This window comes from Virgibacillus litoralis, assembly GCF_017873675.1.
In the GTDB taxonomy this organism is placed as follows: Bacteria; Bacillota; Bacilli; order Bacillales; family Amphibacillaceae; genus Lentibacillus; species Lentibacillus litoralis.
On record NZ_JAGGKK010000012.1, the window covers coordinates 62,052 to 76,828 of the forward strand.

11 protein-coding genes are annotated in these 14,777 nt (G+C 37.3%); 1 reads left to right on the top strand and 10 read right to left on the bottom strand.

Annotated features, from left to right (window positions below; all coding sequences use genetic code 11):
- Window positions 1-318: 318 nt before the first annotated feature.
- Window positions 319-2,034 (bottom strand): ABC transporter ATP-binding protein, encoded by a 1,716-nt coding sequence (locus tag J2Z82_RS11440; RefSeq protein WP_209480926.1) that lies wholly within the window; start codon window positions 2,032-2,034, stop codon window positions 319-321.
- A 152-nt stretch (window positions 2,035-2,186) separates the two neighbouring features.
- Here J2Z82_RS11440 and J2Z82_RS11445 point away from each other — a divergent pair, with 152 nt between their 5' ends.
- On the top strand, window positions 2,187-2,567 hold the full coding sequence (locus tag J2Z82_RS11445; protein WP_209480927.1) for a DoxX family protein: 381 nt from the start codon (window positions 2,187-2,189) through the stop codon (window positions 2,565-2,567).
- Between the two features lie 4 nt (window positions 2,568-2,571).
- On the opposite strand, the gene J2Z82_RS11450 is transcribed toward J2Z82_RS11445, so the two are convergent.
- The 9 genes from J2Z82_RS11450 to J2Z82_RS11490 all read right to left on the bottom strand — a co-directional run bounded on the left by J2Z82_RS11450 (window position 2,572) and on the right by J2Z82_RS11490 (window position 13,883).
- Entirely contained in the window at window positions 2,572-2,787 is a 216-nt protein-coding gene (locus J2Z82_RS11450; RefSeq protein WP_209480928.1) for a hypothetical protein, read from the bottom strand.
- 272 nt (window positions 2,788-3,059) lie between these two features.
- Complete coding sequence (locus tag J2Z82_RS11455) at window positions 3,060-4,289, bottom strand: S1C family serine protease (RefSeq protein ID WP_209480929.1); 1,230 nt, start codon at window positions 4,287-4,289, stop codon at window positions 3,060-3,062.
- 598 nt (window positions 4,290-4,887) lie between these two features.
- Window positions 4,888-5,673, bottom strand: a complete 786-nt coding sequence (locus tag J2Z82_RS11460; protein ID WP_209480930.1) for an MBL fold metallo-hydrolase — start codon at window positions 5,671-5,673, stop codon at window positions 4,888-4,890.
- 6 nt (window positions 5,674-5,679) lie between these two features.
- Window positions 5,680-6,600 (bottom strand): two-component system regulatory protein YycI, encoded by a 921-nt coding sequence (locus J2Z82_RS11465; protein WP_209480931.1) that lies wholly within the window; start codon window positions 6,598-6,600, stop codon window positions 5,680-5,682.
- A gap of 2 nt (window positions 6,601-6,602) precedes the next feature.
- Window positions 6,603-7,904 (bottom strand): YycH family regulatory protein, encoded by a 1,302-nt coding sequence (locus tag J2Z82_RS11470; protein ID WP_209480932.1) that lies wholly within the window; start codon window positions 7,902-7,904, stop codon window positions 6,603-6,605.
- Complete coding sequence (walK, locus tag J2Z82_RS11475; protein ID WP_209480933.1) at window positions 7,901-9,730, bottom strand: cell wall metabolism sensor histidine kinase WalK; 1,830 nt, start codon at window positions 9,728-9,730, stop codon at window positions 7,901-7,903. The genes J2Z82_RS11470 and walK overlap by 4 nt, the downstream gene beginning before the upstream one ends.
- A gap of 5 nt (window positions 9,731-9,735) precedes the next feature.
- Window positions 9,736-10,440 carry a response regulator YycF gene (yycF, locus tag J2Z82_RS11480; RefSeq protein ID WP_092491037.1) on the bottom strand — a complete coding sequence of 235 codons (705 nt, stop codon included), beginning with the start codon at window positions 10,438-10,440 and terminating at the stop codon, window positions 9,736-9,738.
- A gap of 124 nt (window positions 10,441-10,564) precedes the next feature.
- Window positions 10,565-12,067 (bottom strand): peptidoglycan DD-metalloendopeptidase family protein, encoded by a 1,503-nt coding sequence (locus tag J2Z82_RS11485; protein WP_245251571.1) that lies wholly within the window; start codon window positions 12,065-12,067, stop codon window positions 10,565-10,567.
- A 529-nt stretch (window positions 12,068-12,596) separates the two neighbouring features.
- Window positions 12,597-13,883, bottom strand: a complete 1,287-nt coding sequence (locus tag J2Z82_RS11490; protein ID WP_092501650.1) for an adenylosuccinate synthase — start codon at window positions 13,881-13,883, stop codon at window positions 12,597-12,599.
- Window positions 13,884-14,777 lie beyond the last annotated feature (894 nt).

Consider the following 14,777-nt stretch of genomic DNA (forward strand, 5'->3'; position numbering starts at 1 on the left):
GAGATACAAAGGATCATCCATATTAGTCAGGACTAATATGGATGATCCTTTATTTTATGAAAAATAATTTAGACGACGCATTTAAAAATGATATTTGAATACGCGAGATATCTCTAGCAATCACAAATTTGTTACTAAAGCCGGAGATCCAGATGGAGTTGTCTCGATTAAATACTACTGAAGCTTGCGAACTGGTAAAACCCCATCTGGAAGAACAACAATGGCTTTTCGCCTTTATCCCTGAGCATCTCGATACATCTTCCTACTATCTGTATAGTACTCTTTTTCCAAAGGGAGGATTTGTGAGAATGAACTTATTTATCGCATCTGCACCTTATGCAGATGAGCAAATATTCCATTACGCTTCAATAATTCATCGTGACTTCCTTCTTCCTCAATACCATCCTTGGTTACAACCATAATCCTATCAGCATTCTTAATTGTCGCTAATCGGTGGGCAATGATCAATGTAGTCCTGTCTTTCGTAAGTTCTGTTAGTGCTTTTTGAATAATCGTTTCAGTTTCTGTATCCAGGGCTGATGTCGCTTCATCTAAAATTAGAATCGGTGGGTTCTTTAAGAACATGCGTGCAATCGCAATACGCTGCTTCTGACCTCCTGATAATTTCAAGCCGCGTTCACCAACTTGCGTCTCATAGCCATCCGGAAGTTCTTGTATGAATTCCTCCATATGTGCTTGTTTTGCAGCATATTCAATTTCCTCGTTTGTTGCATCAAGCTTTCCATAGGCAATATTATCTCTTAATGTACCGGTAAATAAAAATACATCCTGCTGCACAACACCTATTTGATGTCGTAACGATTCTTTCGTCATATCCCTAAGATCCAGTCCATCAATCTTAATGCTCCCATCATCAACATCATAAAACCTTGGAATAAGTGAACAAATCGTTGTTTTACCAGCTCCTGATGGTCCGACAAACGCAACTGTTTCACCTGATTGAATGTTTAGACTGAGAGACTTGAGAACAGGTGCTTGTGTTTTTTCATAACCAAACGTAACGTCCTCAAATGCGATATTTCCTTTTAATGCATCGACTGGCTTTGCACTGTCATGGTCAACGACATCTGGTTCTATGTCCAATAAATCTGTAAAACGTTTAAACCCTGCCATTCCTTTCGGGTATAACTCGAGCAAGGCGCTAATCTTCTCTATCGGTTTGAATAACACATTAACAAGAAGTACAAAACCAACTAGTTCTCCCGTTGTAATTTCATTGTTAAAGCTAAGCCATGCACCAACTACTAACACGATTATAACGATCAGGCGCATCATCATGTATATGTTCGAATGGACAAATGCCATTACTTTGTAAGCTCCAACTTTTGCTTTACGAAAACTGTAGTTGTCCTTTGTAAAACGTTCCATCTCAAATTTTTCATTGGTAAATGATTGTACAACCCTGACACCTGAAACAGCATCTTCAACCCGTGCGTTCACTTCTGCAATATCATGGTACATTGCACGCCAGGCCTTATTCATTTTAATGTTACTATAAGCAATCAGGAAGATTAAAAAAGGTACGGCAATTAAAATAATCCATGCCAGCTGTGCATTCTGATAAAACATATACCAAAATGCGCCGACGAACGTCATAATCGCAATGAAAAAGTCCTCTGGTCCATGGTGTGCCAGCTCTCCAATATCAAATAAATCGTTGGTGATTCGACTCATTATATGTCCTGTTTTTGTGTTATCAAAAAAACGAAATGACTGACGTTGAACATGGTGGAACAAGTCCTGACGCATATCCGTTTCAATATTGACACCAAGTTTATGACCAAGGTATGTTACAACATATTGCAAAAATGTACTGAGTAAATAAATGAGTAATAATCCAATACTGACCATGATAATTAAATTCCAGTTATCTTTTGGTAATAGTCTATCAATAAATTCCTGAACAGCTATCGGAAAAGCGAGCTCCAATAACGCTACGAACACTGCAGCTGTGAAATCAATAATAAATAAACGCCGATGCGGCTTGTAGTAAGCAAAAAAACGTCTAATCAAAAGTTGCACTTCCTTTTTAATTTATCTATAGGAATTATAAGTGTTATTAAGGGGCTTAGCAATAATCAGGACTTGCCATCGAAAAAGGTTGTCAAGGTTGTCTATGTTCTTGCATATGTATAACATATAAACTTTTTGGAGGTGGACTACTAATGAAAAAATTGCCTGTAATAAATTGGATTTGTTATGCTGTAGGCTACGTATTTATCACAACCGGAATCCTTAAGTTACTCGTTGATGACTTTAAAATAGTTTTCAGCAATATAGGATTACCATATCCAGAATCAATTCTTTTTCTTGTTGCGATCACAGAAATAGTGTGCGGCGCACTGATTGTTAGTCGACTGTATCTAAAACGCGCTACCGCAGCTCTTATATTTATTATTTTAGCAGCTATTTTTCTGACAAAACTGCCTATCTTAACTACAAACCAAGGCTTTCTTTCCTTTGCATTTGAAGCAAGGCTTGATATTGTCATGCTTATCTTGCTCGTACTACTTTGGCAGAACGCGCCAGGCAAAACACTTACCTAGTACTTTACGATTCAGCCTTTAAAAATTCATGGTGGCAAACACAACAAAAATAGCACCAATATCCCCTTACAACAACGACTTCTTCTGTAGACGTAATAATATGATCAAATATTTTTAAATCCAGTCCCATTGCCTGCCGCAGTGGGGCACTCATTGTTTCCCGCTGCAGGATTATTTCTTTAAACATGTCAACAGAGTATGTCAGTGGATTTATTTTCACAATGATACCTATTCATAATGGCAATCCGTTTAACGGGAACATTGCACCTGATAAAAATAGCATAGGAAATAATACTACATAGATATTCTTGGGTAAAACAAATAGTTATCCACAATTTTATCCACATATGCACAAATGTTCGTATTTATTTAGTTATAGAATAAATGTTCTGCACAATATATTGATGTTATAAACAATCTATCCACAGTTTGTGGATAAAAAAAGACCAACTTTGGAAGTTAGTCTTTACAATCGGTTTTATTATTTTATACTTAGCGTTGTTCACCTAGTTTAATTGTTGTCTCTTTTTGTTTTCCATCACGGTAAAAAGTAACCTTTAATGAATCACCGACTTCTTTTTCCCGATATAAAACCTTTCTCAAATCAATGATATTCATTACTTCCTTGCCACCAACAGCTACAATTACATCAAGCCGTTTTATTCCTGCATTATCTGCAGGAGATAATGACTCAACACTCCATACATAAACGCCGCCATTTATGTCCTTAGGGAGATTTAAGGTTTCATCCCATTCTGTTTGCGGTACTTCCTCAAGTGAATAAATTTCAACACCTAAGTATGGCCTTGTGACTTTACCAGACTTTTCAAGCTCATCTACTATAGGTCTGGCAGAATCAATCGGAATTGCAAACCCAATTCCCTCTACTGCTTCCTGGTTGACTTTCATCGAATTAATTCCAATCAAATTTCCCTCGATATTAATTAAGGCACCACCGCTGTTACCCGGATTAATTGCAGCATCTGTTTGTATTACTTCGGCTTGCCAGTCAGCACGTCCATCTTGGTTAAAATCTTGTGGTATTGTACGCTGTTTCCCACTTATGACTCCTTGTGTTACAGAACCTGAAAACATCATCCCTAATGGATTACCAATTGCGATTGCCGGTTCGCCAACCTTAACGTTTTCAGATGTCCCCATTTCAATTGTTTTTTCGACTTGCTTACCATCCATCCGCAGTACAGCTAAATCGGAAAACAAATCACTACCAAGTATTTCTGCTTCTATATGATTGTCATTCGATAAAACCACTTCAACTGTATCTGCCCCATCGATCACATGATGATTTGTAATAACGTAGGCATAATCATTCGTTTTTTTATAAATGACTCCTGACCCTGTTCCCTGGTTCTGCCCGCCTTGACCATTTTTTCCCTCTTGCTTTTCCCAGAAATTACCCTGATGTTGTATATTTACAACACCTACTACTGCAGGTGACACATTTTCCACAACATCTGTTATCTGAGTTGAAACATCAACAGAAACGTAGCCGCTTGATTCGGGGCTGTTACCTGTATTGTCATTTGCAGTTTCAACAGGAGCAGTCCACGCTTTTGGTAATACATCTGATTTCAATAAGCTGGGTAAAGCAACCAAAATAATAACCATACCAATAATAATTCCTGCTAGGGCAGGAACTAGCCATCGGCTTCGTTTTTTATCTTGGTCTGGAGGCTGATAGTCATCATCAAAATAACCCATTGAACCATCCCCTTTTTCATAAAGGCTCTGTTCGTAAATTTTAATCTTTTAAGTTTCGCAGTTGATATATACTGCGAAGTACTTTTTGAAAAGTTTGAGTGCTATGATGCCGCTCCAGAAATACACTTCGCGCACCTAGGGCGGCTGATGAGCCTCCTTGCTCCTACGTCACTGCGTAGTCTCATCTAGGCCTCAGCTCCCACAGAAGTCTACGTGTATTTCCTCCGCTGGATTGTACTCACTTTATCCTAACAATTAGTAAATATTTTAAAGACGTGCAGTTTTTTTTATTCGAGCTATGGAAAATTACTTACCTTCACAGTGACATCTCAACCAGTGGAGGCAGAATACGTAGACTCCTATGGGAACAGCACGTTCCGAAGACCCCGGAAGAAGCGTTCTGAGCGTCACGAGGAGGCTGAGGTCGTGCCCATGGAAAGCGAAGTATTCTGCCGAAACGAGTTGAAGCACTCTACCCTCTTTAGAACTAGAAAAAAGGCTAAAAAATTTTTCCACAGTACTTCGCATTTTATACTTACTTCTAACAAAGATCTTTATCAGTAGCTATTTCTATAGTATTACCAAAATTGGTGATTTATTAACCAACTTCATATAAAGTAGTTGGTGTTTTTGGATCTGTATCATATAAGTCCAGCTTTATGCCACGTTCATGCAGCATGCTGTCAACTGACATGCGAGCCAAATCTTTCATATTGTTATCTTGGCTCAGATGGGCCAAATAAATACGCTTAGTTCGGTTACTAATTATATCGGCTAAAGCAAGTCCACAATCTTCATTGGAAACATGGCCGTTATCACCTAATATACGCCGCTTCACATTCCATGGATAACGACCCATCCGAAGCATACCCACATCATGATTAGCCTCAAATATATAGGCATCCGCATCTTCAACTGTTTTCTTAATTCGTTCAGACACATAACCTAAATCTGTTACTAGTGCTACCTTTTTACCGTTTTGACGAAATGTAAAAAACATTGGTTCTGCAGCATCATGAGAAACTCCGAATGATTCCACGTCAATATCACCAAATGTTTTTATTTCTTCCATATTAAAATGAAATTTCTGATCTAATGAAATGGTACCAATGGAGTTCTCCATCGCCTTCCAGGTTTTATCATTTGCATAAATTGGCAAGTTGTATTTTCGGGCGATAATTCCAAGTCCTTTTATGTGGTCGCTATGCTCATGTGTTACAAGGATTCCCGTAAGGCTCGAGGGATTAACTTGAACTTCTCCAAGTAATCGATCCATTTGCTTTCCACTTAATCCCGCATCGACTAGCAACTTTTCTTGATCAGATTCAATATAAAAGGCATTTCCCGTACTTCCTGAAGCGAGCACACTAAAACGTAACGTCATTCTGTATCACTCCGATTTATCTATTAGCTTTGTATTTAAATGATTTAATACAAATTCTTTTACTTCATTACCATCTTTAAGTTCTTGAAGTGTTTCTGTTGTATCTGTTATATATTGGGTTAAAAATGTCATTTCATCACTGGAAAATACCAGGTTTTCGATAGCATTCACATAAAAGTTCTCATTGTCGTTAACCGTTATCGTCCATGTCGGTGCAAATAGCTGCTCACCACTGGATAGGGGTATTCGTGTATGAAAACCCATGTTAACATCGGTTATTTCATCACCAGCCAAGAGCCTGTTGCCATCAAATAATACTTGTATTGCACTCATGGGTTTAATGAGTGACTCTGTATCTGTTGGCGATTCAGCCTCCCCTAATACTGTCTGTGTGTAGAAAAGCATTTCATTATCGTTATTTAGATAAACAACAACTATTCCGTTTTGATTATAGTAAATTGGAAGACCATTTTTTTCCTGGAAGAAAACAAGTATATTCATCTCTTCGTTCCATGTACCATATGTGTAATTATCAGGCAACAAAATTTTACTTTTTACAATTTCACTTATCAGCGTATTATCTGCATTTTCAGGTATCGTAACGGGCTCCTCAAACAGAGACACGATAAAGTTTCCATTAATAACTTCTGATTGCTGACCATCAAGTCCATTCAACGATTCCACTTCTTCGTCTGTAAACGATTTTTGATTAACCGATATATAAGATTTGTCTAACTCTTCCTCAGGTAAATTAGCACTTATGGTTATATTTTCATTTTCAAGCTGCTCCTTAAACGTAGATGATTCTTCGTTTTCAGCTAATCCATAATCCAGTTCTTCTAGTTTATCAAAGAACATAAACAGCAAATAAGCATTTAAAATGAGAAAGCAGAGGATAAATAACGTCTTGATTTGTCTCCATTGCATCCTCAACTCCCTCCTTTTTGTTGTGTGATATCTTCAAAATTCAATTGCTGCCAGTTGCCATTATAATGTATAAACCATGCTGGTTCTAACGTTACCGCATCATCGCTGCCTCGATATGACAAATGATAACCAACTTTTATATCATTGACATTTTCCATTTTATATCTTGAACTATTCTCTAAATAAATTACCACATCACTGCCTGATCGCAGCTCAATTGAATCGTCACCGCCAAGCAAATTATTCAGTGTAAATAATGGGCGACTGTATTGGTTTAGCTCCGACCCGCGGAATTGCTGCTGAATTATAGACGAATTTGTATTGCTAAATACTGGAAGTCCTTCATAATACATTTGATAGCTTATTGTATTCGATGTCATATTAATGCCCATCAAATTAAATTCATCTGTCCATCCATTGTTCTCATTAATATTTGTGATACTCCGTTCAATAAGTTCATTTGAATTCATTTGCTCGTACGGTGACTTGATTGGATTTTGAAATACCATCGTTCTTCTGTTTTGGTAAACACGCATAATTCCTCGTGCACTATCAGTATAGTAAACCTCATTTTCACTAACCTGAGTGCCTCTCACAATATCAGTGTTATTAAATAATGCATCTATCATCAAATTAGAATTAATCTCTCTAACGGCTATCGATCTTCTTGGTTCAACAACCTTATGTTTTGGAATATAGATTGGTGATCCAGCTAAATCAACTTGCAAATACTCTGTTAAACCCTCAAATGTTGTAAGATAGCTCCATAATCTCTCAAATTTATCAGGATTATTTACAACTGCTGTTGCCTGCTTTTCACCATTTGATGATTTGAACATAATGTTCAGTGAAGAGGAATTTCTATTAAATGTAATAAACAATCGTTTAAAGTTCCAATCGGGTAAATAAACATCCGAGTTAAATGTAAATAAGTCACCTGCTAATTCCATTGGTAAAGCTTCTGGAAAAATAATTTCCAGCTGATTTTCTTCTGATGGTCTTTCGCCTGTGCTTTTAGTTTGAAATTCATAAAGAACCCACGACTGCATATCCTCGTAAAATGATTTTCGGTCTACTTGGTCCGTAAAGCTGTAATAGTTATCATTATTCTGGAAAATAACAGACTTCGGCTCAATTATAGTTTTCTTGGTTTCCTTTTTACCTCCAAGATTTACACTATCAACAAACTCATCTGTTTTTACAATCGGGTATTCAGGCTGACTACTCCATAAAGCAAACGTAAGTAAAAGACTTACTCCTACTAATACCACCAATATATATGACTTTATTGTTTCAAGCTTCATTTTTTACCCCTCCGCTTCTTATTCATTAGCGGAAGTGTAAAGAGAATGGTAGTCCCTTTACCTTCTTTACTTTTAGCCCATATTTTACCGTGATGTGCCTCAACCATTTCCTTAGCAATCGCAAGGCCCAGGCCTGTCCCGCCAAACTTACGAGTTCTGGCCTTGTCTGCTCGGTAAAAACGTTCAAATATCTTATTAAGCTTTTCATATGCGATACCCATACCTTGGTCTTCAATACTTGCCAGCATTTGATTGTTCTGCTTCACTACATTAAAACGAATTGTTCCACCCTCTGGTGAATATTTAATAGCGTTAGAAATAATGTTATCAAGAACTTGGGTCATTTTGTCTTTATCCATCCACACATAGAACTGACCGTTCGGTAATTCACGCTGTAAGGTAATATTCTCCGAGACATTCATATCAAAACGATCAATTACATGATGGAAGAATGTGATAAATTCAGTTTTTTCCTTCTGTAGTGAATAATCTTTATCATCCATTCTAGAAAGCTGTAACAAGTCATTCACCATACGGATCATGCGTTCCGTTTCATTTTGGGTTACACTCAAGAATTTGGGCGCAATTTCCTTATCCTCCCACGCACCTTCTGTCAAAGCTTCAATGTAGCTTCGCATTGTTGTAAGTGGTGTACGTAGCTCATGGGATACATTTGAGACAAATTCACGGCGTTCCTGCTCTACTTTTTCCTGTTCGGTAACATCACTAATCACTGTGATAAACCCTGTGATATCCGCTTCATCATCCGAAATCGTAGAGAAATTTGCACGAATTAAAAAGAAATTATCTTGATCACTAAAATCAATAATCATAGAACCGCTATCTGGCAAATCGGTAATATCCACAGTCTTTTCATCCAACTCAAGTACATCAAGTAAAAAACTGCCATGTGCTTCCTCAGGACTCCTGCCAATAAGCCTTGCTGCTGCATCATTCATCAAAGTAACTGCCCCTGACTTATCAGTAGCAATTACACCATCAGACATATTGGACAATACAGAGCTAAGCTTTCGCCGTTCTTCCTCAGTTGAAGCTCTTGAATGTTTTAATTTTGCATTTAAATCATTAAAAGATTCAGCAAGCTGACCAATTTCATCCGACCCATAAACATTTACTTTCTGAGAAAAGTCTTCTCTAGCCATTGTTTGTGTCTGCCTTCGCATTTCCATAATTGGCTTTGTAATCGTCCTGGCAACAAGAATTCCCAGAAAGGCCGATACCGTTATTGCTAATATTGAGCCCCGTAAAAAGATGTTATTAATATCCTCCATCTGGTTATAAACGCTACTGATTGAGGATTCTATATAAAGAGCGCCAACCTGTGTCTCTTCATCATTTGTTATTGGTACTACCCTGCGATAAATTAAGTTTCTTTCCGTATTATATACCTTGTCAGAATCAGGAACTCCGAAACGCAGAGTATTCTTTATAAAGTCACTTGTCGTTTTTTTTCCGATATTACCGCTGCTTGAACTACTACTTGCAGCGATAATTCTGCTTTGCATATCAACTACTTGAATGTTAATAATATTATCCGTGTCATTCACTCTTACAATATCCTGAACTTCTTGCTTAAGTGTCGGTCCTTCTCCGTCTTCAGGTCTTTCTTTGCTAAATGCCTGTTCCATATTTACCTGTAAGATATCAACCGTCGATTCAATCGATTCCTCAAAGTTTTTAACCAGCTCTTTTTCCAATTCTCTTGCAAAATAAGACCCGATAACCTGTATTGCCACAAGCAACAGCAATATAAAGATAATAATGAATTTTAATTGAATCGAACGGAAAAAACCAACTTTATGCATAAAACCTACTCCTGTTCAGGCTTGCGTAAATAATATCCCACACCTCGACGTGTAACAATCCACATTGGATTACTTGGATTTTCCTCAATTTTCTCACGAAGGCGTCTTACGGTAACATCCACTGTCCGGACGTCGCCAAAGTAGTCATAACCCCACACTGTTTCAAGTAAATGTTCACGTGTCATAACCTGTCCAGTATGACGTGCTAAGTAATGCAGCAGCTCAAATTCGCGATGCGTCAACTCCATCTGCACACCATCTCGTGTAACTGCATATGCATCAGGGTGTATTACGAGTTTTCCAATTTCAATATTCTTGGTTGTTTTAACCGCGTCATCAGGCAATTGCTGCTGTCTGCGCAAATTAGCCTTGACCCTTGCGATTATCTCGCGATTACTAAAAGGTTTCGTCACATAATCGTCTGCTCCTAGCTCTAAACCTAACACTTTGTCAATCTCAGCATCCTTAGCAGTTAACATGATAATTGGCATAGACTGAGTCTTTCTAATTTCACGGCAAACTTCATTTCCATCTTTGTTTGGTAACATTATATCCAATAGAACTAAATCAGGTTTTTCTGTTTCAGCAAGATCAATTGCTTCATCACCATCATAGGCGACGACTACCTGATAACCTTCTTTTTCTAAGTTGAACTTTAAAATATCTGCGATTGGTTGTTCATCATCTACTACTAAAATCTTTTGACTCATTGTAGTCACATCCTTTTCAGCATTCCTTAGCTCTATTTTATCGTACTTTGGCTAAAATGTCTTGCATATGAAAAGACTGACTCCGCTAATCCATGGAGCCAGCCTCAAACTATCTTTATTTATTCTATAAATATTTCTGTGGGTTTTGCAGGGAACCATTCTTGTAAAGTTCAAAGTGCAAATGAACACCTGTAGAATTTCCAGTTGATCCCATAACCCCAATCTTGCTTCCTTTTTCTACCGTCTGTCCAGGACTTACACTAATGGATGAAAGATGCGCATACACGGTTTTCATCCCGTTATTATGACTAATAACTATTTTATTACCATAACCGCCACTATCCCATCCAGCAGATACAACTGTACCATTATCAGCTGCAAGAATTGAGCGGTTGCTTGGCTGTGCTATGTCCATTCCCTTATGCATTGACCCCCAACGCTCACCAACATTACTGGAGACATATCCCCCGACTGCTGGCCAGTGCAATTCACCTGTTCCTCGTGATGGCACAATTTTTGTCCCTTTTATAATAACTTCTTTTACCGGCTCTTTCGTTGTTTCTTCAGTTACTGTTTCTTTATTAATTATGTTACCATTTTTCTTTTTAAGAGCGTAATGGACTTCCTTTTTGCCTTTTTGTCCTTCTTGCTTAACTTTTTTATCACCTTTATACATTTCATCTGATTCTTTTACTTCAGTTTCATAGTCTATTGTTTCTTCTACTAGTTTTTCTTCATTGACGATAACATCAACAAATGACTTATAATCTGTAACATGAACTTCCTGATCAATCTGCAGAACCGAATTTTCTTTCAATTTTTTATTTAACTCTAGTAATTTATCAACTGAAAGTTCATACTGGTCTGCAATACTACCCAGTACTTCACCTTTTTCTACCTTGTGTACTTTATCTTTCAAGGTTCCTTTTTCTAGCATCTTCAAACCTTGTTTTACGGTGAGTACTTTCTCGGGTTTAACTTTTTCATCAGAAAATGAAACTTTTTCCGATAGAGCTACGTCTGTAATAATAGAATCTCCAACGTCAAGGTTAAGATTTTCATTTTGTTCATTCTTGTTAGGCTTCTCTTCATTGTCGGAATTGTTAGCATCACTTTGTCTATTGGTCAGTTTTTCAAGTACCTTTTCATCGACATATTTTGCCTTGTATTCTTTTAATACTTTATTAGCTGTTTCCTGGTCTTTAAAAAAGCCCACTGTTTCATCAGCAATTTTGATTTCAACTGCTTCTGCTTTAGCTGAAAGATCATCTTTGAGCATATTCACTACATTTTCATTGTCATATGTAGGGTCAAAAACACGTTCAGATACAAATGATACTTTTTCACCGATGGATATGGATAAATCCTCATATTCTTTACTCTTTTGACTAACCTTTGCATCTATAATTTCCTTAATAGATTCTTTGTCTCCAACTTTACCAACATGTTTACCATCTACATAAATGTGGAAGATAGTCTCTAAAGAGTCATCATTATCATCTGCATATGCTGTTGTAAGTGTAAAAGAAAGCGCGATACATGTCGTAATGGCCACTTTTTGCAGCATGCTAAGTGTACTTCGTCTGTTAGTTCTGTGGTTTGTGGGTTTTAACTTCCTTTTAAACAATGTCGTTTTCCCCCTTGCCGTAAATATATATATTTATTTATTTAGCAGTTTAAAAGTAAATACATTTTTACTGCATAGGTGCAACTAGGCTTTCTTGCACTTTAAATTATTTTCTAGTTCAAAAGACTTTCCCAATGTCATTGTCTAATCTACCACAGTTATGGTAGATAATAAAAGAGAGTCAAGGAAAATGTAAAGTAAATGTATAATAACTTCCATTAATTTACATAAATCGCCTTTTATTGCCTCTCCCAAAGTGTAAAAGGTGACTTTTGGTGTATTTTATGTCTTTTTTTCGCCCTTAGTTTACAGTCATGTTACATAGATAATGACAACTACATTTAAAATTTACCCGAAAAAAAGAAAATATTGTAAAAAAATAACCCAAAACCTAGAAAGTAGTTCAAATATTATCGTAATTTTAATAGATTTTCTTGCACAACTTTCCTCTTGAAGGGAAATTTCTGATTCTTTACATAAAAAACCTCTATCAAATTTGATAGAGGTTTTGATTCTTTTGGACTATTTGTTAACTATAAACACTTCTTACAATATTCGTCTGCGAACGATCTGGTCCGACAGAAAATATAGATAGCGGAATCGCAGTCAATTGAGAAATCCGCTCCAGGTAATGCCTTGCATTCTCTGGCAGGTCATGAATACTTTTGACATTTGTAATATCTTCAGTCCAGCCAGGCATCTCTTCGTATACTGGTTCACATTCAGCTAATACTTTCAAGCTTGCTGGAAATTCGTTAATTACTTCTCCCTTATGCTTGTAGGCTACACATATCTTTAACGTTTCAATACCAGTTAATACATCAAGTGAGTTTAACGATATATCCGTAATACCACTTACACGGCGTGCATGTCCGACAACTACACTATCAAACCAACCAACACGGCGCGGTCTCCCTGTTGTTGTTCCGTATTCACGACCAACTTCGCGAATTTGGTTACCAATTTCATCATTCAATTCGGTAGGAAACGGACCATCACCAACTCGAGTTGTGTAAGCTTTTGACACGCCTACAACATGATCAATTTTAGTTGGACCAACACCGGAACCGATAGTTACTCCACCAGCAACTGGGTTTGATGATGTAACAAAGGGATATGTTCCCTGGTCAATATCCAGCATAACGCCCTGTGCACCTTCAAATAGTACGCGGCGGCCACCGTCAAGCGCGTCATTTAATACGACAGATGTATCACAAACATATTTAGCCAATTGTTGTCCATACTCATAATACTCTTCCAGAATATCTTCAACTTGTATTGGATCAACTTCATATATTTTCTTAAATAATCGGTTTTTTTCATTTAGATTTTGTTCAAGTTTCACGCGAAAAGTTTCTTTATCTAATAAATCAGCAATACGTATACCAACTCGTGCGGCTTTATCCATATACGCCGGACCTATTCCTTTTTTCGTTGTACCGATTTTATTAGCACCTTTTTCTTCTTCCTGAAGAATATCGATTTTTAGATGATAAGGTAATATTACATGCGCACGGTTGCTTATACGGAGATTATCAGTCGACACATTTCGTTCGTGTAAGTAAGCAATTTCCTCTACGAACGCTTTTGGATCGATAACCATTCCATTTCCTAATACACATGTCTTTTCATTGAAAAAAATACCAGATGGGATCAAATGCAACTTATACGTTACATCATCAAATTTAATTGTATGTCCTGCATTGTTACCACCTTGATAGCGAGCAACAAGCTCGGCATTTTGCGATAAAAAATCAGTAATTTTACCTTTTCCTTCATCGCCCCATTGCGTTCCAACTACTACTACTGAGGACATGATGCACCTCCACTATATAATCATTTGTTTTTCATTAAGTAACAGCGCAATTCTATCAATAATAATTAACTATGTCAACTTAAAACACGAACGATAGGTCATAATTTTTTTATATTGTTCGTAATAATTATAGAATAGTAAACTTGGCATTCGCCAGGCTTTTTGGTGAATACCATAGTGGCACTTATGTAGTAAGAAAGGATTTATACTTTCTTAACTGCCAACAAAAAAGGCTGAGACATAACTAAAAATCTCTACTCTACAGACGAATAATAACAGAATAGGTTATTTAGAACGTTCATTATCAATGGTTGAATCTAATACGTAATTCCTATAAACTGCGACGTACTTTTTAAAAAGTTTGAGTGCTATTATGCCGCGGAGGAAATATACTTCGCTTTCCGTGGGCGGCTGATGAGCCTCCTTGCTCCTACGTCGCTGCGTAGTCTCATCTAGGCCTCAGCTCCCACAGGAGTCTACGTGTATTTCCTCCGCTGGGATTGCTATTACCTTAATCTTCTTAGCCATAGAGAATACTTCAAGCTCTAATCAAGAAGCCTCTTCCAGTGGAGGCAGAATACGTAGACTCCTATGGGAACAGCACGTTCCGAAGACCCCGGAAAAAGCGATTAAATGAAGGCCGACTAAAACCGTCCTTTGCGGACAACGTCGGCATACCCCTTGCCGGGGCAAGGAGGCTGAGGTCGTGCCCATGGAAAGCGAAGTATTCTGCCGGAACGAAGCTAAACACTCAACCATTATTAGAACAAAAGTAAATCTTCTCTCATTCGCAGTTAATATCTAATCTGCAATAAAAAATCCGAACTAATTCAAATTCTATTTCAAGAATTTTGAATCATAGTTCGGATTTTACTTTAACTAAATACTTTTGTT